Source organism: Stenotrophomonas sp. ZAC14D1_NAIMI4_1 (assembly GCF_003086775.1).
In the GTDB taxonomy this organism is placed as follows: Bacteria; Pseudomonadota; Gammaproteobacteria; order Xanthomonadales; family Xanthomonadaceae; genus Stenotrophomonas.
The window spans coordinates 4,357,637-4,379,641 of the sequence record NZ_CP026001.1; the positions used below are offsets into that span (position 1 = coordinate 4,357,637).

The following is a 22,005-nucleotide window of genomic DNA, read 5'->3' on the forward strand; positions in this document are numbered from 1 at the left end:
AGGTGCAGGAACACAAGGCTAGGCTCCACCTGAACTTGAGGTGCCAGCAAGCGTCGCGCGGGAAAGGTCCTGCCGACGAAGCAGCGGGTTACCGTACAAGGTCATGGCCATTCCGTTCTTGGGGTCGTCCCCCATTTGCGACACCACGCGTCGATTGCCGGCGGCATTGGCATCGAGGAGCGTTTCGCCCGCCTCCCAAGCTGCCAGAAACCCAGGCAACCAGTGCGACGGCACGCGGGAGTCCAACGGCCATGGGGACGCGATGACCGCCAGACTGCCCCCCTGCAGGAGCAGCTTGGGTAAGCCCACGGTGGTACTGGAAACGGGATGCTCGTCCTGCCTCCCGCCGCTGCAGATGAACAACACCACAACGCCGGACCGCTCCAGTGCTTTGGCAAGCGTTAGCCCGCTGACACGAAACTTCGCCTCATCCGAAACGCGTTGAAAAAAGCGATTCTCGTCGGCCAAGCTACCGTGGGCTGCCACGATGGCCAGACTTGCGTTGCGAAGCGCGTCGGGCACCTGCGCGGCTGTCGATAGGGACACGCCATGATGCTCAAGGTCCTCGCCTACGCGATCGGCCACCGTCGCCAGGGTGGCATTGGCGACATTCTCGGCCGTCGTGGAAATCCAGGCCGTTGGCGGTCCGTAGGTCTTGCCCTGCGCGTTGATCGCAGCATTGAGCCAGGTCAGCGAAGGGACCACCGCGACGTGTGCGTTTCGCCCAATCGGCTCGTCGGCCACCAACAGCAGTTGCGGTGGCAATCGTTGGAGCTGGGTGTCGAGAACGAACAACACGCGGTCGCCCACGCTTGTCGACAAGCCCAGCCCCTGCATGCTGTTGTAGAACACATTCGGGTCCCAATCGCGGCCGGCCTCCCGCAGTTGCTCCTCGTCCAAGCCGTAGTCGTAGGGAAAACGGTTTGCCCAGTGATGCAGGCGCTGCATAGAAAATGTGTCCGCTTCGCGGGCGACGGTCAATTCGCCTGCCTCGGCGCTGACGCGGATCAGGCGTTGGTCGGCATCTGCGGCGAGCAATTCGACCCGAATTCCCCGACGCGAGATTGCCAGCATGGTTTCCGCGGAGTCCTGCACGCGGGCAGGTAGCCACCCGCCTCGTGTTTCCTCGGGCAGCGGCAGGGCATGATCGGTCGTCAACTCCGCGGAAAAACTGGCCAGCACCGGATTCTCCAGCGTGCCTGCGTCTGAAAGTTGGGCACGCGCAGCGCGGACGAGCAACTTCACATCGAAACCCACGTCGTCCGCGTAGCGCGTGCGTTGAACCGCGTGTGTCAGCGCCAGCAGCTGATCGGGCCCCGGTGCCGCGTTAATCGCCAACCGCACCAGACCGCTGGTCATCTCGCCCGCCCCGCCGCCGGCAGCTTCGATGCGCGCCCGGATGGAAGCATCGACCGGCGCTTCCATCGAGTCCAGGTGACCCAGGATCTGAGCCGCCATGACGAGGATGGGGCCGAGTTCGTCATTGGCTCTCTGCACAGCCTGGAGGTTGCGATCAGCCACCCGCAGCAACTCTGACCACGCCTCCGAGTCGCCAGAGCTAATCGTGTTTAGGCCGTGGAGCCTCAGCCCGACGCGCATGGTCTCGATGCGATGCCCGTTCGTCTCAAGGACGCCCAGCTGGTTGAGAAGCTGCTCGCAACTAACCAGCACATGTTCGGCTTCGGCGAGCAGCCCCGTGTCGCGCAGCGCGCGGACGATCCCCATTGTCTCGTAGTACGCCTGCTCGAGCTCAATGGGCGCCTGCGTCGCGAGGGCGCAGCCAAAGTACATCAAGGCGCGGTACCGGTTGCCACTGCGGTGGTGAACATCGCCGTAGGCATACCACGCCAATCGCAAGCGTTCGGGTCGGCCGTGGCTAGCGGCCAGCCCCGCTTCGGCCATATCGCGCGCCAACTGTGCCTCCCCGTTCAGCATCAGCCGGCTGTTGGCCAGGCGCAAGATTTCCAGGTCGTCGTTCTTGCGGGTGGCGTGTGGTGCGATCGCGAAGGCAGCGATCACCGAGATCCGCAACGTATGAGTGTCGTCCAGAGTCTCCTTCTCGATCATGTAGTGGACGATTCGCTTCAGGTGCCCCAAAGCCGCATCGGCCGAGACGGTCATCAGCTGCGTGGGCAGCGCCGTCGACGCTAAATCGACGGTGCGCCTGGACGAAAGCCATGCTAGAGCGCCGGACAAGAACGCATTCATCTGCGCTTCGTCCGGCACCGCCGTGTCGATGTCCGGCGGTTCAGCAGCTTGCTGCGGTACTCCCGCTAGCTTGAGCAGGCTGTACGCCAACAGCGCCACACCCACCGATCCAGAGATGTCCACCGACAGTACTTCGTCAAGGCGCTCGCGCGAAGCAGTGTCCTCCGGCGTGATCGCCAAGTAGTGCAGCATGAACACGACAGCCTCCGACAGCGCCTCCTTGGTTTCATCCCCGTGGGCGAGCAACAACTGTTCGATCGACCACAGCACAACGTTGACGGCATTGCGCGCGAACGACGAGGTCGGATTGGTCTGTATCGCAAGCGACATTGCGTGCAGCGGCTGTTGTCGGGCCCGGGCGTTGAGGGCCATCGCCAGCCGCGACTCGTTCGCCAGCTGCGGCCACCGAACGTCCACCGCGGCAGTGTGCTCTACGTAGTCGGAAACCTCAGGCTGGGCGAGCGGCTGGGTGACGAATTTCGCGTAGTCGTCCAACGGAATCGCTATCGACCCCATGGAATGAAATGCCACAGAATCACGTGCCGCCTGAAGCATTCGCCGCACCTGTTGGGCCCGAAGCACCACGGACTCCGGGAAATGCCGGGCCAGCCAGTCGCTGGTCTGGCGCGCGATTGACGGCGAGTTGAGGGATTGGCTCAGCTCTAGTGCCAGTTCGTTGGTATCGAGGTCGCGCAAGCCGTCGGCAGTGGACTCGAGCAGGCACTTGGCCAACTCCAGATCCTCGGCGCTCATAGCTACCGTCGCCAGCTTCAACTTCAGATCAGTCGGCGTGGTGTCAGTGTTGAGTGGGCGAAGCAGTTCCAGAGCTCGTGTCGTACGGCCGCCCTTGTACAAGACCTGCACTTTGCAGAACTCCTTGGACGACGCGGCCAGCCGATCCTCGGAGTCAATCTCGTCAAGTACCGAGACGATGTCGCCGCGCTCCACACGCCCGACCCACTCGTCGAATCGACCGATCATCTTCTCATCCACGGCCCGCGGATCCTCCGCACCCCAGACCGTGCACTCCATGTCCTCGAACACTTCGCAGTTGCGCGAGAGAGTGGGCAGATACTCCCCGACATCTAACAACACGCACACCGATTCGGGCACGCGGGGTATGCATTCTCGGGCGAGGTCGGTTAGTGGCGAGATCCAGCGATCCTCGGGAACCTGCATGTTCTTCGCGCGTACGATTTCCCAGTTCGCAGGCCGGTAGCGCGCGGTGTCCACGGTCACAACGAAGCTCCCTTTCGGGGCGCTCGCCACCGCGTCGACGACAGCATTCGCATCGAAGGACTCGGCGCGATGGACGATCAATCGGCGCGACAGAATGTCCAGTTCCTCCGTGTCCATGGCGGTTCCGCGCTTACGAAGCATCTGCGCGGCCACGTCGGCCGCGACGGTATCTGGCATGTCCGGCGGCAAGAGCACGAGAGCCTGCCGGAACAGTTGCCCACCCTGGGCATTGACGGCGCTGACCAGGACGAGCAATAGCAACTGCGCCAGGCGGGTCGTGTCATTTGGCCCGGCGAAGACCAGATTGAGGTTCTGCAGCTCGCCGCCTGCCAGCAGATCTGCCCAGGGGAATTCATTACCCGTCATCGGGGTCGCCATGCGATCGTCCTTGCGTGGTTATTGAAGATTTGCCGTGGCTCGGTAGCTGGGATACGAGGCGCACTCCAGAAACGGGCCATGCCTCGGGCAGGCGGCGTGGGCGTCATTGCCCCACCCGGTCTTGGATCTCGCAACCTGCGTTGCTTGGGCGCAGGCAGTCGCTACTCGCGCCACGGCCACACCATGCCGTCCGTGTGCCGGCGCAGGAAAGTCCGCTGCAGGGCCAGGCCGGACTTGTCGGCGCCGCAATTCCAGCGTGGCCGGTTCAGCGCCCAATGCCGGCGCTTGCGTGCTCGCTGCGCCTCGTCCAGTGTGGACGTTTCAGCTTCCTGCCGCATCCAGCACACAGCACGCCGATCGGCGCATTTTTCGAACAAGACCCAAGCGGAGAAGGCTCCTTCCGGATCGTCGCGACGCCAGTATTCGCGCCACCAATGGTGAGCACAAGCTTCTAGGTATCGTAAACGCGCGGCGCCACGTCGGATCTCTTGGACCCTAGAGCGTGACGGGCCCTCGGGCCACGCGTCGGCCACCGGCAGCACGTTCCCAGTCAAGAAGCCGCGCAGAGTCTCGGCCCGCTGCTGGCGCCAAGGCACGTGTGACACCAGGTCGCGCGCGATCACCGCTTCCAGCCAGGACGTGCAGCCGTTAAGCTGCGCCGCGAGCGCCAACTCGTACAGCTGCGCATCGGTGTTTGTTCGCCCCAGCTCGAGCAGCGCATCGCGCGCGGCGATGACCTCGAACGAGGCTGGGACCCGGAACAACATGTGCAAAAGCTCCGGCAGCTTCGCGGCGCCCATGACGCGCGTACGCATGGCGTGACCCAGGGCGCGCCATACGCTGACGCCGCGAGACGGCTGCTCGATGAGCAGCGCTTCGGCGATCGCCAGGAACAGTCCCTCGGCGAACTGCACGCGCCGCACAAACTCCGCACTCAAGGAGTCGTGGCCGTCGATCCAGCGCGCGAGCAGGTCGGGACCGTGCTGTAGGATGGCCTGCCCGTCCTCGCGCGTGACAAACTCAAGATACAAGCTCGCGCCTTCCTTCCGCGCCTTGGCTATCCGCTCGTTTGCTGTCTCACTCGCGCGCTCATGCGCTTCCTGCTGCGCTTTTTCATCGAACTCGTGCTCGAAGGCTTCGGCCGAGTTCGGGTCCTCGGGCGGCATCGGGCGAGTGGAGTACCAAGGCCGTCGGTTCGACGCGTCCGTGCGCTCTACGAAGACCTGCGCGCCGGGGTCGGGCGGCTCTCTCGGACCGCCGGCGAGGATGGCATCCAGACGCTGCAAGGCAACTCGAGCTTCCGAGGCGTCGCTGCCGCGCAGCCGCACCGCCTCTAGCAAGCGCCATGGTGCCATGCGCCCGGCGATCTGTTTGAACGGCTGGCCACGGGTCGCCTCGATCAGCGCGCCGGAGGCGGCGTGTGCCGCGAGCGTGTCGACGTTGGGGGTGAAGCGCCAGCCCGCTTGGTCCAGATGCACTCCAAGACGACGGGAATCAGCGGCAGCCAACGCCATGAACGCCAAACGCACATCGATCTCGTCCGTCGAATTCGCCTTCTTCACCAACCAATCCCAGGCCGCATCGCTCAGCGTCGGTGGCGCTGTGATCAGCAGTACCAGAACATCCTGCTGCTGCTTGGACGAGCCGAATCGGCATCGTCCGATTAACTGATCGACTTGAGCGCTGCTCATCGGGAGCAGGTCATCGGTGATCATGGTCGGGATGAACGGCAGGTCCGCCTCCACGACCAGCAGGGCCTGCGCCAGTGCGTCGAGATCGGTCAGCTCGGTCAACAGGAGTCGCGTCGCGGCATGGGCCTCCTCGCCTTCGCGGGCATCGCGCTCGACCGTCCTCAGAGTACGGGCCGCCGCGACCTGCTCGGGGCCGTGCAGGAGCAGCGCATCGGTCTGATGCCAGGCGCGCGCAACGCGCGCTCCGGCGGTCGTCGGCACCCGTGATGCCAGCCTTCGATGCAGGTCCGCAAGCACCTCCGGCGCGCAGCGCGCCAATACCGTCTGCAGCTCGTCAAAGCTGTGGTCCTCGCGCGTGGAGTAGCCGCCTGTGTGCATCTTATCCAGCGGGAACTCGCGGGCCGCGTCGGCGACGGCTTGGCAAAAGGCGACTGGCGGCTCGAAACCCGGGTCGAACCACAAGTCATCGCATTTTTTCAGTCGCACGTGCAGCGGCAGGGTTTCATCGACGAGCACTGCCAAAACGTGCCGGCGCTCCAGACGGAAAAACAGGCTTCGGCCGGGATCGGCCAGGTAGTGCTCTTCGTAGGTAAATGGCCGGCCCATGACCACGTTCAATTCCGCCGCGGCCTCACTGTCCTCCTCGAGGCCCGATACGAGCAGCATCAGCTCGGCCACGCGCCGCGCCAGTTGCGGATGCACGCCGGTTTCAGGGGTGCGAGCGGCCATGTCCGCCGCGGCCGCCCGCACGCTCGCGGCGACGGGATTAGGATCGACCGGATTGAACAGATACACCCAGCGCAGCTGATCCCACGCCCGATGGTTGGAGCCGACGGCCGCGGCAACTGCGGCCAAGCGCAATGCTGGCACCGCTTCGACGAGGGGATAGCCCTCGACCAACGCAGGCAGATGGTCCGTCCATTGACCCTCGTCGCGATCGACCAGCACCATCTCTTCACCCAGTAGCTTGCGCGGACCCGAGGCATCGATACCGATGCGCTCGATCCACCGATTCTGCCGGTGCGCCTCCGCTTCTGCCTCTGGCGCCGAGATGCTTCGTGCCTCCACCTCTCGCGAGATGCGGCGCAACCACTGCGCGGCCCGGGCGAAGATGCGCGCGCGGACCGTCGTGTTGCTGCGGTGGATGCCGCGCAGTGCCTCGACGGCGGTGTGCCGGCTGGCCGCGTGGTTGTAGCGATGTGACAACTCGATGGCGTCGAGCAACGCGTCAGGCATTTCCGCCGCGAGCGCTTGCACTTCGACCTGGTGATTCTCTGCCAAATTTTGCGTTTGCAGCCACGCGGCTGCGAGGACCCCGAGCAAAGGACGGGGCGGTCCCGATTCGAGGGCGATTGATACGGCGGCGCGCAGGATTTCCGGACGCTGGTCCAAACCGCTAATGGGATCGAGCCACTGCTCGAGCGCGGACTCCAGCGACTCGCGCGTGGCGTGCGGGTCGGCGGACAGCAACTGCACGGCGGTGGCGCCGAGGGCGTGGTTCACCAGTGAGGGCGTCAGCTTCAGCGTGCCGTCCGAAAGCCGGGTGAAGAACGCGGAATCGGCCAGCTCACTCAGACGCTGGTAGATCTCCCCCGGCGCCAAGTCCGAGCGCGCGGCGGAATCACTGAGCGCCTTGAGCGAATAGGAACGGATTCCATCCTGAAACCCGGCGGCGGCCGCGCACAGCCACTCGGCCCATTCCGGCGCGGAGAACGCTTTGTTTGCCGACGCACCTGCGGTATCGCTGCCGTACTCCCACAAGAGCCGATGCAAGGTCACCGCGCCGGCTTCGACGAGCCGCTCGCGGAAGCGGATCACCAAGTCGAACAGCCGGGGGATGCGCGCGGTCGTGTACAGGTCCGGGTGCAAGTCCGCGCGGCGCAAGCCGATCAACGTGAGCATCTGGTCGAACTCGCCGCTGGGCTCGAGGTCGTAGCCCTCGACCTCGAAGGACACGGCACGATCCACCAGCGACGCGAGCCGCCGCAACTTGACCTCGAAATGCAGTGTGCGGGTGGTCGTGATCGTACGCACCCGCCCGACGAACTCCGCGCCTTGCAGGATCTTAAGCAGGCCTTCCCAGTTGGCCTGCGGCTGCTGGCTCATGCCGTCGAGGATCAACAGCAGGACCGGCCCCTCCGCAGGCGGACGCAGCAGCATGCGCTCCAGTCGGGCGCGCCAATACGGCGCATCGCGCACCTGCATCACCTCAAGCAAGCGCTCGGCCAGGAAGGACTTGACTTCGTACACCGACCCTAGGTCCCGCCCGCCTACCGCAGAGGCTGGGATGAGCAAGGTAGCCGGCAAGTCATTGACCCGCTCGATCAGCCAATTGGTAACCGCCCATGTCTTACCCACGCCGAATAGGCCGGTCACGCACGCAGGCGAGGCGGTGTCGGCGTGCGCACTCCACCACTCGTCCAGCTGTCGCAACACCTGCACGCGGTGTATGTGCCGCTTGGCGCCACCAGACACGACTTGGCCGAAATGAGATTGCGATTGACGCGGATCGGTCCAGATCGAGCGCAGGCGCGCGAACGACTGGCGTCGGACGACGGCGGTGCCGATGTGCCACGCGGCCAGGTCGCGGCGCATGCGCTCGATCGCCGCCCCCAATGGGACCGCCAGACGGGCGGCCAAGGCACCGGCGACCGGATCGAGTAGCTTGGACACGAGCGCGGCATTCGAGGCCAGCAGCGCGGCCAAGGCGGGCTCGTCGTGGGATTTCCAGTCGACGATCAGGACAGCGATGCCGTAGCCGTTTCCGTGCTTGAACAGCTGGCGCTCAAGCTGCTCGTCGGCCTCGCGCGTCGCGGCCAAGATCCACGCCTCCAGAGCCGGATCTGCGAAGATCGCCTGATCGATCTCGCCCAGCAGGAGCCGGTCATTGAGCGACGTGTCGTCCCGATAGCGCTTGCATTCGATGCGCAGGAATCGCTCCTGGCGTCCGGCGGTGCCGGCGTCCGCCCCGTGCTGGAAGCCCGACTTGGCCACCGCGACCGAGACCCCGATCAGCTCGCCAATCAGCGCGGCGGTCAGGTGCTCCAGTCGCGTTGGCGGATCGATGGCCTGCACCAGCGCCTTGAGCTGTTCGAGGTCTGCGGTAAGCGCTGCTGCCATTCCCTTCCTCTCAAAAGACGGCGCTCCTCGCCGGCACCGTGCCGCCACCTAGTGGGGTCTTTGCACGACCGCGAGCCTCAAGTACGCGGCACCGGAGTCTTACCTAACAAGATTCGAGGGCCCGACAGTGCCGAGAGGGCTCCGATGGGGTCGACGATGGTGCATCCTACGCCTCGCGGCAGTCCGATGCATCTTAATCGGCCTGCTTGAGGATACCGTGCGGGCTGTTGTGCGTGATGCCCAAGAAGATCTCGATAAGCGCTCGCCGCGTTAGGCACCATCATGTAATCACCCCGAATGCGCCGCCGGCGCCTCATAAGGTGGATGTACAGGGCGATGCCACCTCAATGGTCTGTAATGTGCCTCAAGCCGCAATTTCCGCTTCGGGTCGACAGTTGCGTCTCCCCACTTCCGATAAACATCTTCAGTTCCCCGCCTCCGGTGCGTGCTCCCGGCCAGAAGCGGACACCTTCACGGCAGATCTGAAGGACCATGCACCCCCAGCCCCCTCCCCACCTCAATGCACCGGGCCCAGATTACCGGGCATGCCCTTGCGCAGCACTGACAGATACCGGAAGTACTTGCCAACAAAGATCCCGGTGAACCCACCGGACAACAGCAGATAAGCAGCACTGAAGCTGCCATTGGCACTCAGCGCAGGCGACACCGCAAGCGCCACCTCGAACCCGTACTTCACCAGGAACGTAACCAGCAGCAGCGGCAGCAGGCTGTAGTCCGCGCTGCGCCACAACCGGCCCGTCGCCTCATTCACGGTCAGCGTCGCGCGGCGCAGCAGCAACCAGCCAATCATTGCACCCGCGCAGATGCCGGCGAGCCACTCGCTCCACGCCACCAGCGAACCGCCGTAGCGATGGCTGATCGACCAGATGCCCCACACCGTGAACAGGGCCGGCACGATCGCCAGCCTCCGCAGCGAGGTCTGTCCTGGCCGCATGGCCGCAACGCCGCGGGTGATGAGGTACGCCAGGATCACCCAGACCCAGATCGGGGTGTGCGAGAGGATGGGCAGCAGCAGGTTCACGGGACGTCCTTTCAGTGAATGCCCGCACGGAGGGCGGTTGGTGGCGCTCACTATTGATGGACCGGACCTGCCGAACAAGTGACAGGTGTCAGCGACCGGTTCAACTACCTGGGCCCACCTCATCCCTGCGCGCTTGTCAGATCGACCACCATCCAAGGCTCATCGGACCATACGGACCGTTGCATGAGCAAAGAAGAGCCCGTCGCGACTGAATCAAATCCCGTTGCTCTGGCCCAGGTGGGTGCACCGCTTGCCGCACACGCCCCACTCTCTCGCTCATCATGCAGCGAAGCATTACACTTTTTAGAATCGATCTGGCCTTGACAATCACAAGTGGCGATTAGCGACAGCACGACCAAACTTTTATGGGGACGCGCGGCGGGCATCTGCTCTAATCCGGCTTGCCGCGCCGATCTCACAGTCCTCTTGGATAACGGGAGGGGGTTTAATGTCGGTGAGATGGCACACGTGATAGCCTCCAGCCCTACTGGACCCCGGGGCATTAGTTCCGGTGGGAGCGATGAGTATGAAAACTTGGTCTTACTCTGCCCAACTTGTCATCGCAAGGTGGACAAGGCACCTGAAGGGGTTTACCCCGCGGCGATGCTGCATCAGTGGAAGAAGGATCATGAACGTGGCGTCCGCTCTAACGGAACTGCATTGACGTTTAAGAGCGTAAAGAAACTCAAGGCCCATGTCGCTCGCCTGCTACATGAGAATGAGGCCTTCTGGTCTAGCCTTGGGCCCATGTCCACGGTCGCTCAAGCCGACCCGGGTTCCAACATGTGTGACACATGGGCGCTTCGAAAACTAGACACGATTATACCCAATAACACGAAGATAGTAAATGCGATTGAATCAAATATTGAATTATTAGACTCTCGTGAAATCTCGTCATTCTTCCTCTTCAAGGTTCACGCACAGGCCTTTGAGCGGCATCAGTACACACGCCTGGACACCTACCCAATGTTCCCCTCAGAATTCCAGAAAGCAATGCTCTCATGAGAGACAACGGCAACAATAGCTGGGGCGTAAGATTCTCCCACATCTCTTGGCTTGAACGACTATTGATCAATCACGGGAACTGCGTGAGCCTTGATCGACGCGACGACCTCGTTTTTGAATTCATTAGAAAGCAGCAGAACGACCGTTTAACTGTCGTCTGCTTGAACGAATACACGATGGGCCTCACTGCTGTGCAGCGTGTGATCCATGAATTCGGCAAGCCTTCCATCATCTACATAGGAGGCGGATGGTGTGGGTACACAGAACAAGCAAAGAATTTCTGTCTCATGGAGCGAATCGGCCTGTATGTCACCAATGAAATGCCAGGAGCGCTATGGTCCACTGAGTATTGGTCCTATTGCCAACGCGACAAGGATGGCAATCCAATCTCTCACCTCAGCAGCAGATACCAGACTTAAAGCTCTATATGGTTTCGGATCAGCTTTTCGTGGGGAGCGCTTTCGCGACATTGATATTTTAGCGGTAGCTAAGGATGAACCGAAAGTAGCACTCGAGGTTTTTTACGAGATTAGGACCGCACTGGAGCATGCGATGAGGCTATATGGAGCCCCGGTTCATCTAACGATGCTTACAGAGACAGAATTCGCATCAAGGCCACTCAGGCACATGGATGAATTAACGATTCTCTGGACTACTAAGCTAGCCTCCTAGATTTACGGCTTCCTCCGAAGTTGATTACACAGACATCCAAACTTCAACTATTGCAATCAGTATCATAATAATGGGTCACCGATCTGACCATCATCGATCGACTCATTCTCTCAATACAACTCCTGTGATCTAGCATCGACGTCAACCGATGCAACTTAAACCGGCTTCTTGTTAGAAACACGCTCACTTGAACTGCGGAATATTTCCGCCAAATTGACCGAGAATGGACTATCGAATTCTGAAGTCAGTTGAAGCGACCTTAGCTCAACAGTAAGTGACCTGAAGAGCCGAGTGAGCTAAGGCGTTGCTTGCTCGTGAGACTTGCACATCGCGGGCACTGTCGCAATTGCCACACCTAGGGACGTGGAACAGCGAGCTTTTCAGTTCCGCCTCAGAAGTGCCGTGAGCCATGTATGCCAGACCTCTCGCACCTACCGCCCCCTGTGCGACAATGCCAAAAGCGTCATGGGTTTTGGCGGATTTGCCCCCATCCCTTGCCATTCCCAACTACATCCGGCAACTCTGGCACCGCCACCGAAAACGGGTGGCCGGGACTCGAAAACCCGTTGTTGTGATGAAGTTTGCGCTCACCAGTCGGCACCACCTCGCGTGGTGCCGGCTGGTGATCCGTCTGCCGGCTATGGCGGGCGGTGCGTGGGGGCCTTGTGCCCGCCGGTTTCCTAGTAGCCCGGTTTTCGAGCCACGCATCGTCCGCCACCTTTATCGGTGGCGGCTTCTGCCTGTTTGCACGGAGCCAGCCATGACCAAGCCGCATTCCCCCTCCCCGCGCCCCAACCAGGACGCCCCCTCTTCCTTCGATTTCAACAGCCTCATCGCCATCCTGCAGAGCATTGGTGCCGGCGCAGCCTCCGATGGCCAGCCTTGGCCCGAGCGCCACCAGGTGCGTGGCCGGCAGATCGCCCTGGCCGATGCCGACTGCGCGTTGGCGGGCCAGCGAATCGTGCAGGAAATCCTGCTGGCCGCCATTCGCGCCCAGCAGAACGGCGACCCTGACGAATACGTAGGCGACCGTGTGATGGAGGGGCTGGCGATGGCCGCGCTGGCGCTTACGGCGTTCATCCATGAGCGCGTACGGCCGGAGGGGTGAGGTCGTGCGCGCGGGCCGCGACGTGCATCCACGCGTGGCGTGGATCTACTTGGACCAAGGTTGATTAATTGCCTCGGGCAACCAATAATGGTTGCCTAAAGCAACCACCTCTATCAACCATGCCCGCCATTTCCCCTGCCTTGACCGATCGGGCCGAACAGGTCCGCAGCTTCAACCGCTTTTACACCCGCCGGATCGGGGTGCTGCAGGACCGCATGCTGGGCAGCGACTTCTCGCTGACGGAGCTGCGGGTGCTGTACGAACTCTCCAGTAGGGGTGCGGCCCGCGCTTCGGATCTGCGCAGCGACCTTGGACTCAACGCCGGGTACCTGAGCCGGGTGATCGCATCGCTGGAAGCCAGGGGGCTGCTACAGAAGTCCCCCAATCCGGAAGATGCCCGCTCACACCTGCTGAGCCTGACCGCGCACGGGCAGGACACGTTCCAGCCCTACGACGCGGCGTCGCGGCAGGAAGCGATGACCCTGCTTGAACCGCTTACCGAAGCACAGCGGCGGGGCGTGGTGGAGGCGATGACGCGCATCAGTACATTGCTGGGCGAGCGCAACCGGGATTACCTGCTGCGCGGCCCCCAGCCCGGCGACATGGGCTGGGTCGTGCACAAGCAGGCGCAGCTCTATGCCACCGAGTACGGCTGGAACAGCGAGTTCGAGGCATTGCTGGCCGAGATCGTGTCGAAGTATCTGCGCGACCATGACCCTGCCTCGGACCGTTGCTGGATTGCCGAACAGCACGGCGACATCATCGGCTCGGTGTTCGTGGTGCGCCACGATGCCAACACCGCGAAGCTGCGCATGTTGTATGTGGATGCGAGTGCACGCGGCTTGGGCGTTGGCCGCACGCTGGTGGAGGAAGCCATCGCGTTCGCGCGCTCGGCGGGGTACTCACGCATGGTGCTGTGGACCAACGCGGTACTGCACGATGCCGTGCGGCTGTACGAGAAGGCCGGTTTCGCGCTGGTGGAGGAAGAACAGCACCACAGCTTCGGCAAGGACCAGGTCAGCCAGGTGTGGGCGCGCGATCTATAAGGGGCGCAGTCCAGCGAGCTCGACGCTACGGACAGGGCCCCCGCTTGGCGACAGTCGCCAGGCGGCGGCTGACGAGGCCGTAGAGGTCCTGCAGTTCGACCGCGCGCTCAGGCGTCATGTTGCTGCCGAAGAGGACGCGTGCGAGTGCCGCTTCGTGGGTGTCATCGGGGAAGCGTTCGCGGGCGCGGTAGACGTTCTGGAAGACCAGCCAGGCCAGGCGGAGGCCACCGCCGGGCAGCGGGCGCACGAGACGCTCGTAGGCCTGCCAGAACTGGTATTCGGCCTGCAGGTCGACCGTCGGCGCCGCGTAGGGCACCGGACGCGGGCGTCCGTGGGCACGCGGGCGGGTGGGCAGGTAGACGGGATCGGGCTGGGCCATGCTGGACAGCATGCCCCAGCAACATTGTGGGAACCTTGCGCTGGTGCCGGAATATCAGTGCAGGTTGTGCAAAGTGCGGTGGTTGGAGCCCGCTTTGGTAGATGCCAACCTTGGTTGGCACGTTTTTCGGTGCCGGAGACATCCCGCCGGGCATGGCCCGGCGCTACCGGATTGCGCGGAGAGCATCCACGCATGGCGCGGATCTACTTAGAAGGTCATCGCGGTACTGAACATCACCTGCCGTGGGGCGCTGCGCTGCAGCGTCTGGTAATCGCCCGAGAACGAGGAACCGGCAATCGTGGCGGTGCCGATGTTGTTGCGGTTGAACAGGTTGCTCACATCCAGCCGCAGTTCCAACCCGGGCAGCACACTGCCCTCGCCCAGCGTGTATGCGGCGTAGGTGTTCACCTGCCAGAACGTGGGCACGCGGATGTCGTTCTCGTACGTAAAGGGCTGGCGCAGGTACGAGGTGCTGGTGGCACCCAAGCGCCAGTTGCCAAGATGCGCGGACAGATCGCTCACCAGCGAAACCTGCGGATACCCCGGCTGGGCGTTGCCCTTGATCGGGTACACGGTATCGCCCACCACGAAATCACTGCCGTAGTACGAACGGGCCACGGCCACGCCCTGGTAGAACTGCACGTGATCACTGATGTCCGCGGTAATGCCCAGGTCGGCGCCAATCACGTGCATCTTCGGCATCAGCCGCACGGTGTTGATCTGCGCGAACTGTGTGCCGATGGCCGCTGACAGCAACCGGTTGCGGATATCGCTGTAGAACACATCGCCGGTCAGCGTCAGACGCTCGAAGCGATGCGTTGCGCCCACGGTGAAGTTCCAGTTCTTCTCCGGCCGCAGCGTGCCGGCCACGCGGTCGAACTCTTCCTGGTCGCTGATGGTCCACGCCGATGCGGTATAGCCGATGTTGCCGCGCTGGGCCACGCGATAGCCGTTCATGGTGTTGGCCACGTCGATGAAGGCATCGGTGGCGTCGCTCGGGCTCCAGAACAGCGAGACGTGCGGCAGGAAGTTATCCTTGGCGCGCAGCGCGCCGTATACCGGTCGGTCCACGGCATCGCCGAGGCCGCCGCCTTCGGTGCGGAAATCCACGGCCTTGAAGCCCACGCCCAGCTTCAGCGTGTCGCTCAACGCGATGTCATCGTGCAGGTAGAACTGATGCGAGCGGGTGACCCATCGCGAGGCGTTGTCAGTGAGGAAGGCCGGACCATGCGCATCGAACGGGCCGGTGGCCTTCAGTGGCTTGCCTTGGCCCAGCAGCGGTTGCTGGTACCAGTCGGTACGGGCAGCGGCCTTGCTCTTCTCCTGCCAGAAGCCCGCGCTGATGATGTGCGCGCCAACCTCGAACTGCAGGTTGGCCATGCCACCGAGGCGGTTCACGCGCGGCGTCTGCACCTGTTCGGAGAACGGCGCGCCGTTGGGCGACGGCACGGTGGGGTCGGTCAGCGTGGCCTGCGTGTGGCTGTTGGCGTTGTACAGCTGCACGTTGCCACTGAGTGCGGGCGTGATCTGGAAACGGTGGTTGATGGACGCCACGCGATCACGGGTGACCTGGCCGGTCTGGTAGGGAATCAGTTCGGACAGCTCGCCGCAGGTATAGGCACCACAGGATTTATCGGCATTCTCCGGCGAGGCCACGTAGTACGCCCAGGCGTAATCGGGATAGAAGCTGTCGGCCTTCCAGCCCAGCTTGCGGATCATGTCGAAGGAGATGTTGTTGTAGCCCCAGACCTTGGCCTTGCTGTCGGAGGCGAAGACGGTGAAATCACCCCAGTCCACCTCCTGCTGCGCCTTCAGGTTGCCGCGCAGGAAATCCTGCGTGCCCGCGCCCTGGTACTTGTCCGCTGAGACGCGCTGCAGGTCCACCAGCAGCTTCGGGCCATGTTCGCCCAGTTGGCCACTCTGCGCGGACACGGTGGTGACCAGGGTGCGGTTGCTGCCCACGCCCTGCTTGATGCGCAGGCTGGGCGTGTCCTGCAGGTCGCGCAGGCGATATTCCAGGCTGCCGCCGTTGGTGCTGCTGGAAAACACACTGACCGGTGCGCCGCCCGGGCTGACGGTGATCGCACCGATGCCGTCGGGCACGCCCACGTTGACCACGCTGGTGCCGGTGAGCGAGAGGAAGCCGCTGTCGTTCAGCGGCACGCCTTCAAAGGTGATGCCCATTTCATTCATGCGGAAGCCGCGCACGAACAGGCTGGTGGCGGATATATCCAGGCCCAGGCCATCGGTGGCGGTGTAGCTGGCGCCAGGCACGGCTTTGAGCATGGCCAAGGCGTTGTTGCCGGTGGCCATGGCATCAAGGTCGGCGGCGTTGATGATGTAGCGGTTCGGGCCGACCACCTGCGTGGGTGCAACCGCCGCGCCGCGTGGCGTGGCGATGACCTGCAGGGCATTGAGGGTGGTGGGCGCGTCGCTGGTTTCGGCAGCGTAAGCGGGTGCGGCGAGGGCGGCGCTGAGGGCCAGGGCGAGCAGGGTCGTGGGTGGGGTGTTCATGGCCGGATCCAGGTGCAGGGGAATGAAGACGCAGGCGCACCCCCAGCGCGTGGCAGCACCGGCGGCGATGCTGTAGCTGGAATGCGATTGCGTTGAAGGAGGAGCGACGCGTTGCGCGCCGGTCAGGGGCAGAGCAAGACGGTCAACTGCCGGGCGATGCGATGGGGTGATTTCGACGGGCGGAAGTGTTGCACTGCCGTGCCGCGCGCACCATTGCACCGTGGTACAGCGCGGCTATACGCAGGTATCGTGCTGTCCGGTATCTTCAGTTGCCCGACACCCGTTGGCAGGAGCGCCGATGATCCGCTGGACCGCAGGGAGAGCATTCGCCATCGCGTGCCTGATGCTGCTGTGCATGGGCGCTGCGCAGGCGCAGGACAGTGGTGAAGCACGTTCGCCGCAACGCCTGGACGCGCTGATGGATGCGCTGGCCACCACGCCATGGCCGATCAGCCCTGGCCAGCTGCATGCGCTGGGCCTCGTCGCGCCGTTTGCGCTTGAGAAGGATGCGGGGCTGCGCATCTACCGATCCCGGCCGATGCTGACCGCCGATGGCTACACCGTCGAGAACGTGGAATACCGCGTGCTGCACGAGAATGCGGACGACATCCGCGCGTTGTTCGTAACGTTCTCAGGTTCGCCCTGCTTCCCGCTGGAACGGTTGGGTGCGCGCTACAGCCTGCAACCGTTGATTTACCCGCCTGGGCATGGGCCACTGCCCAGAGCGCCAGAGAACGACCAGCACCATTCGTTGAAGGCAGGCGTCATCTCCAGTGCCATCCGCAGCCAGCGCGATGCCCCGCATTGCGTGCTGGGCCTGACGCGCTGACCACTGAGCAACGCTGCCGGAAACGCGACGCCGCGTTTGCGTCGATAGCCCCGCCTACCACCCCGACGTTACAGATGGGTGTATGTGCGCTACGTCAGTGTTTCCACTTTTGCCTGCCCAATCGGCTTGCAGCTGCCATGTCGCTGGCTGACTATGGCCGCGGCGGCCGCGCGGACCTTTGCGAAGCCTTCCGCACGCGCTGCCATGCAAGGCTCCGACGCGATAACTCGACACTTCAAAGGACGAACGTCATGTTGAATGGATTGAAACCGCTCGCTGTATCTGCACTGTGCCTGCTCGGCCTGTCCGCCTTCGCTGAAACTGCCTCCGCCGCACAATGGGTCGACAGCGGCCGCACGGCATACTTCAAGCAGAGCCCCGTCAACAGCGCATGGGAACACACCTGCACGACCGGCGGCGCGCCGATCCAGGATTTCCCGGGCACCTGCGCCAACGATGCGTTCAGCGGCTGGACCACGAACTACAACGCCGCCAGGTCATTGGCCTATGGGCAGCTCAACGCCTGCCATTTCGATTCGCAGAAACTCGGCTCGGCCTGCTATGGCCTGGCGCATGCAATCAACGGGTACGCGGCCGAAGGTGGCTTGCCGGCTACCTGTAGCGTCGGTGCCCGCGCGGTGGTCGTTTCGACCCGGCTGGAAACCATCGAGATCCAGAACCACGAGCTCGATATGGAAGCCGTGGATTCCGGGCGCGAATACATCTGTCAGTAAACCGTTCGTAGAACGCCGCCGCCAGACGCGGCGGCGTTTCCAACGGTGCTCGGCTTACTGCAGTACGAACCGCTCGATCGCCCGCGCCACGCCATCTTCGGAATTGGTGGTGGTTTCAAAACGCGCCACCGCCTTCACTGCATCGATGGCATTGCCCATCGCCACGCTGGTGCCGGCAAACTGCAGCATGGTCAGGTCGTTTTCCTGGTCGCCGATGGCCATGACGTTGGCGCGGTCGATGCCCAGGTGCTCGGCCAGCTTCTGCAGGCTGGGCCCCTTGCCGGCGCGGTGGTCGTACACTTCCAGGAAGAACGGTGCGCTCTTCAGCACGGCAAAGCGCTCGGTCAGTTCGGCCGGCAGGTGTGCGATGGCCGCGTCCAGCACGTCGGGCTCGTCGATCATCATCAGCTTGATGAAGGACATCGACGGATCCATGTCGTCCACGCGGCGGTACGACAGCGGCACGTGCGAGAGGTGCGAGTCGATGACGGTGTAGCGGCTGATGTCCTGGTTGGGCGTGTACAGGCGCTGGCCGTCGAGGGCCTGGAAGTGCACGCCGATATCGCGCGCGACCTGTTCGCAGTAACGGAAATCCTCGAAGCTGAGCGGGAATTCGGCCACGTTCTCGCCGGTGCCCAGGCGCCGCACCAGGCCGCCATTGCAGGCGATGCAGTAGTCGTCGTCACCGTTGATGCCCAGTTCCTGCAGGAACGGCGCCAGGCCGGACACGGGGCGGCCGCTGGTCAGCACGACATGCACGCCCAGCGCGCGCGCCTGGGCGATGGCCGCCTTGGCCCGCTCGGTGAGCTTGTGGGCGGGGTCCAGCAGGGTGCCATCCATATCGATGGCGACCAGTGCGATGGTCGATTGCCTGCGGCCCATGTCCATCAACGTCCAACCTTGCATGTGGGGACCGCTATTTTAAGGCAGTCGCCCACCTGCCCGCCTCATGCGCGGTTCATACCGCCGGGCGTGGCTGCAGGGATACTCAGCAGGCCTGTGCGCCCCCCACCGCAGGACGGCCCCCATGACCGCCCTACCCTGGAGATCCAGACGCATGACCTACCGCGCCCCCGAGGCTACCGACACCGCACCGCTGGCCGAGCAGATCGAAGACCTGATCCACGGCCTGCCCGGCGAGCAGATCCGCGTGGGCACGCTGCTGCAGGCGCTGGGCGACGAGGGGCTGATGCTGATCGTGATCCTGCTCTCGGCGATCTTCCTGATTCCGGTGTCGATTCCCGGGCTGAGCACGGTGTTCGGTGCGTCCATCCTGCTGATCGGCCTGAGCCGCGTGCGCGACCGCCCGCTGTGGGTACCGCGCCGCCTGGCCGAGCGTGAGGTGGCCACCGAAAAGCTGAAGGCCAGCCTGGGCCGCGCCCTGAAGTGGGTACACCGCATGGAGCGGCTGTCGCAGCCGATGCGGCTGGCGGTGATGGTGCGTTCGAAGAAGATGATGCGGCTGAACAACCTGGCGCTGGTATTTGCCACGCTGCTGCTGATGGCACCGGCCGGGCCGATTCCCTTCAGCAATACTTTGCCTGCGCTGGCGCTGATGTCGTTCGCGATCGGGTTCATCCAGCGCGATGGCGCGGCGGTGGCGGCCGGTTATGCGTTCGTAGTGGCCACGGTGGTGTACTTCGGCGTGCTGCTGGGTGGCGTGGGGTTTGCAGCGGAATCGGTGTTCAGTGGGCTGCGTGGTGGTACGTCGTCCGTGTAGAGCCGAGCCCATGCTCGGCTGGTTCTACCAACAGCAGCCGAGCATGGGCTCGGCTCTACACATTCAGGCCCTGCACACCGGCGGGCGGGCGCCCATCCATTGCGAGGCACCGGGCCGCAGCACGATGGTTTCCCCGGCCTGCCCCTGCAGGTAGCGCACACGCATCCGCGTGCGCTCGCGCGTGATCGAAAACAGCGCGGGCGCGCTCGCATCCTCGGCGGCTACCGTGATGCCGCGCTCCTCGCGCAGCACCAGCACCTGCGGTGGCAGCCCCTCGCCCTCGAACGGCTGCCAGAGCACGGCCGTACCGCCGCCGTAGGTGATGAAGGACAACTCCGCGCCCAGCAGGTCACCCGATTGCGGATGCACGCAGACGTTGGAATAGCTGCCCTGCCAACCCGATGCGGACACCGGGTTGGCAGCGGCAAGGCCCGTGCACAGCAGCGTGGCCCATATCAGTGCCCTGGACATCCCTGTCACTCCTCAGCCTATGGCGTGGTGTTGGTGATGGGCGGACTCTACTTCGCCGAGACCCGCCACACCACATCGCCGACGTCGTCGGCCACCAGCAGTGCGCCGTCGGCGTCCATCGCCATGCCCACCGGCGCGCCCATCAGGGTCTTTTCATCCTTGGAGGTGAAGCCGCTGACCACGGCTTCCGGGCGGCCGGTCGGCTTGCCGTCCTTGAAGGCCACGTAGACCACTTCGTAGCCGCTGAGCGGCGAACGGTCCCAGCTGCCGTGTTCGCCGATGAAGGCACCACCGTGGTACTTCGCCGGCAGCGACTGGCCGGTGTAGAACAGCAGGCCCAGCGGCGCCACGTGCGAGCCGATGGCGTAGTCGGGCACGATCGCCTTGGCCACCAGGTCCGGCCGCTGCGGCTGCACGCGCTCGTCCACGTGCTGGCCGTAGTAGCTGTAGGGCCAGCCATAGAAGCCGTCTTCCTTCACCGAGGTCAGGTAGTCGGGCACCAGGTCGGCACCGATCTCATCGCGCTCGTTGGCCACGGCCCACAGCTTGCCGGTGCTCGGCTCCCAGTCCAGGCCGGTGGGGTTGCGGATGCCCGAGGCGAAGATGCGGCTGCCACGCGTGGCCACGTCCACTTCCAGCACGACCGCGCGGCGGTATTCGACGGCCAGGCCGTTTTCGGTGATGTTGCTGTTGGAACCCACGCCCACGTACAGCTTGCTGCCATCGGGGCTGGCCAGCAGTTCCTTGGTCCAGTGGTGGTTGATGGTGCTGGGCAGGTCGGTGAACTCGCGGCCCTTGTCGGACATGCGGGTTTCGCCGGGCACGTAGTGGTACTGCATGATGTTGCCGGTGTTGGCCACGTACAGCGTGTCACCGATGAGCTGGATGCCGAACGGCGAATGCAGGCCTTCGATGTAGACGTGCTGGGTCCAGGCATCGGTACCCGGCGTGCGGCGCAGCAGGGTGACCCGGTTGCCGCCCTTGCCGGCCTTGCCCGAGCGCGCCTTCACCTTGCCGGCGATCCACTGCTTGGGCGTGGTGACCGGCTCTTCGCCGGGGCCATTGCCTTCCACCACCAGCACGTCGCCGTTGGGCAGAGTGAGCAGGCGGCGCGGGTGCTGCAGGTTGGCGGCGATGCGTTCGATCTTCAGGCCGTCGGCCACGGTGGGCGACTGGCCGTCGGCCCAGCCCACGCCCTTGGGCACCTGCATGGGCGGCATGAGGAAGTTGGCCGGCTTGGGCAGCGGCGGCTGCGCGCCGGACTGGTCGGCCGGGTGGTACTCGGCCTTGCCGGCGCAGGCGGCCAGCATCACCGCCAGGGAAAGGATGCCCAGCGTGGGCAGGATGCGATCAGCCATGACGACCTCCGTGCAGCACCGGCAGCTGCAGCGACAGCAGGATGAAACCGATGGCGATCAGGCCCACGGTCAGGGCGGAGAGGATGGTGCCCGGCACGGCCACCGCGTAGGCGTCGCGGCTGTGCACGAAGGCATTCCAGATGGCCAGCACGATGGCCACCAGGTTGAGCAGGAAATCCACGCGGTCCACGCCGGTGGCGGTGCCGTTGCGGCGCCATACCGCAAACAGGTTGATCAGCCGCGGAATGATGGCGATGAGCAGGCCGAAGGTGATCAGCCAGGCCGCGGCCTTGCCCCACATCACCTCGGCGGTGTTGAGGTAGAGGATGTCGAAGATGAGGGCGCCGACGAAGAAGCCGAACGGTATCGGGTTCAACAGGCTGAAAAGCGTGGTGCCCGGGCCGCGATGGGCCTGGGCGACGGGGTTGACCATGGTCGTGCTCCGAAGGGGAAAGGTTGCACGGCCGTAGTAGCACAGCCGGCCGGGAGGT

General features: G+C 64.0%; 14 protein-coding genes. 5 read left to right on the forward strand and 9 right to left on the reverse strand.

The window, feature by feature from the left end:
• Positions 1–18 precede the first annotated feature (18 nt).
• The 3 genes from C1927_RS19805 to C1927_RS19815 form a co-directional block, all read right to left on the reverse strand.
• Positions 19–3,825 (reverse strand): CHAT domain-containing protein, encoded by a 3,807-nt coding sequence (locus C1927_RS19805; RefSeq protein WP_108747571.1) that lies wholly within the window; start codon positions 3,823–3,825, stop codon positions 19–21.
• Between the two features lie 161 nt (positions 3,826–3,986).
• Positions 3,987–8,636, reverse strand: a complete 4,650-nt coding sequence (locus tag C1927_RS19810; protein WP_108747572.1) for a hypothetical protein — start codon at positions 8,634–8,636, stop codon at positions 3,987–3,989.
• A 517-nt stretch (positions 8,637–9,153) separates the two neighbouring features.
• On the reverse strand, positions 9,154–9,678 hold the full coding sequence (locus tag C1927_RS19815; protein ID WP_108747573.1) for a DUF6622 family protein: 525 nt from the start codon (positions 9,676–9,678) through the stop codon (positions 9,154–9,156).
• A gap of 2,437 nt (positions 9,679–12,115) precedes the next feature.
• Here C1927_RS19815 and C1927_RS19830 point away from each other — a divergent pair.
• Positions 12,116–12,463, forward strand: coding sequence for a hypothetical protein (locus C1927_RS19830; RefSeq protein ID WP_108747576.1), 348 nt, complete (start codon positions 12,116–12,118; stop codon positions 12,461–12,463).
• A 119-nt stretch (positions 12,464–12,582) separates the two neighbouring features.
• Positions 12,583–13,509 carry a helix-turn-helix domain-containing GNAT family N-acetyltransferase gene (locus C1927_RS19835; RefSeq protein WP_108747577.1) on the forward strand — a complete coding sequence of 309 codons (927 nt, stop codon included), beginning with the start codon at positions 12,583–12,585 and terminating at the stop codon, positions 13,507–13,509.
• A 25-nt stretch (positions 13,510–13,534) separates the two neighbouring features.
• Here C1927_RS19835 and C1927_RS19840 read toward each other — a convergent pair whose 3' ends face one another.
• Entirely contained in the window at positions 13,535–13,900 is a 366-nt protein-coding gene (locus C1927_RS19840; RefSeq protein ID WP_254051507.1) for a hypothetical protein, read from the reverse strand.
• Positions 13,901–14,095: 195 nt separating this feature from the next.
• Complete coding sequence (locus C1927_RS19845) at positions 14,096–16,402, reverse strand: TonB-dependent receptor (RefSeq protein WP_108747578.1); 2,307 nt, start codon at positions 16,400–16,402, stop codon at positions 14,096–14,098.
• Positions 16,403–16,700: 298 nt separating this feature from the next.
• Between C1927_RS19845 and C1927_RS19850 the strand changes: the two genes are divergently transcribed.
• Both C1927_RS19850 and C1927_RS19855 read left to right on the forward strand, forming a co-directional pair.
• Positions 16,701–17,231, forward strand: a complete 531-nt coding sequence (locus C1927_RS19850) for a hypothetical protein (RefSeq protein ID WP_254051508.1) — start codon at positions 16,701–16,703, stop codon at positions 17,229–17,231.
• A 137-nt stretch (positions 17,232–17,368) separates the two neighbouring features.
• The gene (locus C1927_RS19855; RefSeq protein WP_254051509.1) at positions 17,369–17,965 is read left to right on the forward strand and encodes a hypothetical protein; all 597 of its coding nucleotides are present in this window, start codon (positions 17,369–17,371) and stop codon (positions 17,963–17,965) included.
• 54 nt (positions 17,966–18,019) lie between these two features.
• Here C1927_RS19855 and yidA read toward each other — a convergent pair whose 3' ends face one another.
• Entirely contained in the window at positions 18,020–18,853 is an 834-nt protein-coding gene (gene yidA / locus C1927_RS19860; RefSeq protein WP_108747580.1) for a sugar-phosphatase, read from the reverse strand.
• A 169-nt stretch (positions 18,854–19,022) separates the two neighbouring features.
• Between yidA and C1927_RS19865 the strand changes: the two genes are divergently transcribed.
• Entirely contained in the window at positions 19,023–19,685 is a 663-nt protein-coding gene (locus C1927_RS19865) for an exopolysaccharide biosynthesis protein (RefSeq protein ID WP_108747581.1), read from the forward strand.
• A gap of 63 nt (positions 19,686–19,748) precedes the next feature.
• Here the strand turns inward: C1927_RS19865 and C1927_RS19870 are convergent, their stop codons facing one another.
• From C1927_RS19870 to C1927_RS19880, 3 genes are read right to left on the reverse strand one after another with little or no spacing between them, the layout of a single operon-like run.
• Positions 19,749–20,156 (reverse strand): hypothetical protein, encoded by a 408-nt coding sequence (locus C1927_RS19870; protein WP_108747582.1) that lies wholly within the window; start codon positions 20,154–20,156, stop codon positions 19,749–19,751.
• Positions 20,157–20,203: 47 nt separating this feature from the next.
• Positions 20,204–21,514: a sorbosone dehydrogenase family protein gene (locus C1927_RS19875; RefSeq protein WP_079224012.1), complete on the reverse strand. Its 1,311-nt coding sequence runs from the start codon at positions 21,512–21,514 to the stop codon at positions 20,204–20,206.
• Entirely contained in the window at positions 21,507–21,947 is a 441-nt protein-coding gene (locus C1927_RS19880) for a DUF2231 domain-containing protein (RefSeq protein WP_079224014.1), read from the reverse strand. Before C1927_RS19880 ends, C1927_RS19875 begins: the two co-directional genes overlap by 8 nt.
• Positions 21,948–22,005: the final 58 nt, after the last annotated feature.

Coding starts and splice junctions, on each gene's coding strand:
- C1927_RS19805 (WP_108747571.1), bottom strand. CDS start 3,825: ATGGCGACCCCGATGACGGGTAATGAATTCCCCTGGGCAGATCTGCTG.
- C1927_RS19810 (WP_108747572.1), bottom strand. CDS start 8,636: ATGGCAGCAGCGCTTACCGCAGACCTCGAACAGCTCAAGGCGCTGGTG.
- C1927_RS19830 (WP_108747576.1), top strand. CDS start 12,116: ATGACCAAGCCGCATTCCCCCTCCCCGCGCCCCAACCAGGACGCCCCC.
- C1927_RS19835 (WP_108747577.1), top strand. CDS start 12,583: ATGCCCGCCATTTCCCCTGCCTTGACCGATCGGGCCGAACAGGTCCGC.
- C1927_RS19840 (WP_254051507.1), bottom strand. CDS start 13,900: ATGCTGTCCAGCATGGCCCAGCCCGATCCCGTCTACCTGCCCACCCGC.
- C1927_RS19845 (WP_108747578.1), bottom strand. CDS start 16,402: ATGAACACCCCACCCACGACCCTGCTCGCCCTGGCCCTCAGCGCCGCC.
- C1927_RS19850 (WP_254051508.1), top strand. CDS start 16,701: ATGATCCGCTGGACCGCAGGGAGAGCATTCGCCATCGCGTGCCTGATG.
- C1927_RS19855 (WP_254051509.1), top strand. CDS start 17,369: ATGTCGCTGGCTGACTATGGCCGCGGCGGCCGCGCGGACCTTTGCGAA.
- yidA (WP_108747580.1), bottom strand. CDS start 18,853: ATGGACATGGGCCGCAGGCAATCGACCATCGCACTGGTCGCCATCGAT.
- C1927_RS19865 (WP_108747581.1), top strand. CDS start 19,023: ATGACCTACCGCGCCCCCGAGGCTACCGACACCGCACCGCTGGCCGAG.
- C1927_RS19870 (WP_108747582.1), bottom strand. CDS start 20,156: ATGTCCAGGGCACTGATATGGGCCACGCTGCTGTGCACGGGCCTTGCC.
- C1927_RS19875 (WP_079224012.1), bottom strand. CDS start 21,514: ATGGCTGATCGCATCCTGCCCACGCTGGGCATCCTTTCCCTGGCGGTG.
- C1927_RS19880 (WP_079224014.1), bottom strand. CDS start 21,947: ATGGTCAACCCCGTCGCCCAGGCCCATCGCGGCCCGGGCACCACGCTT.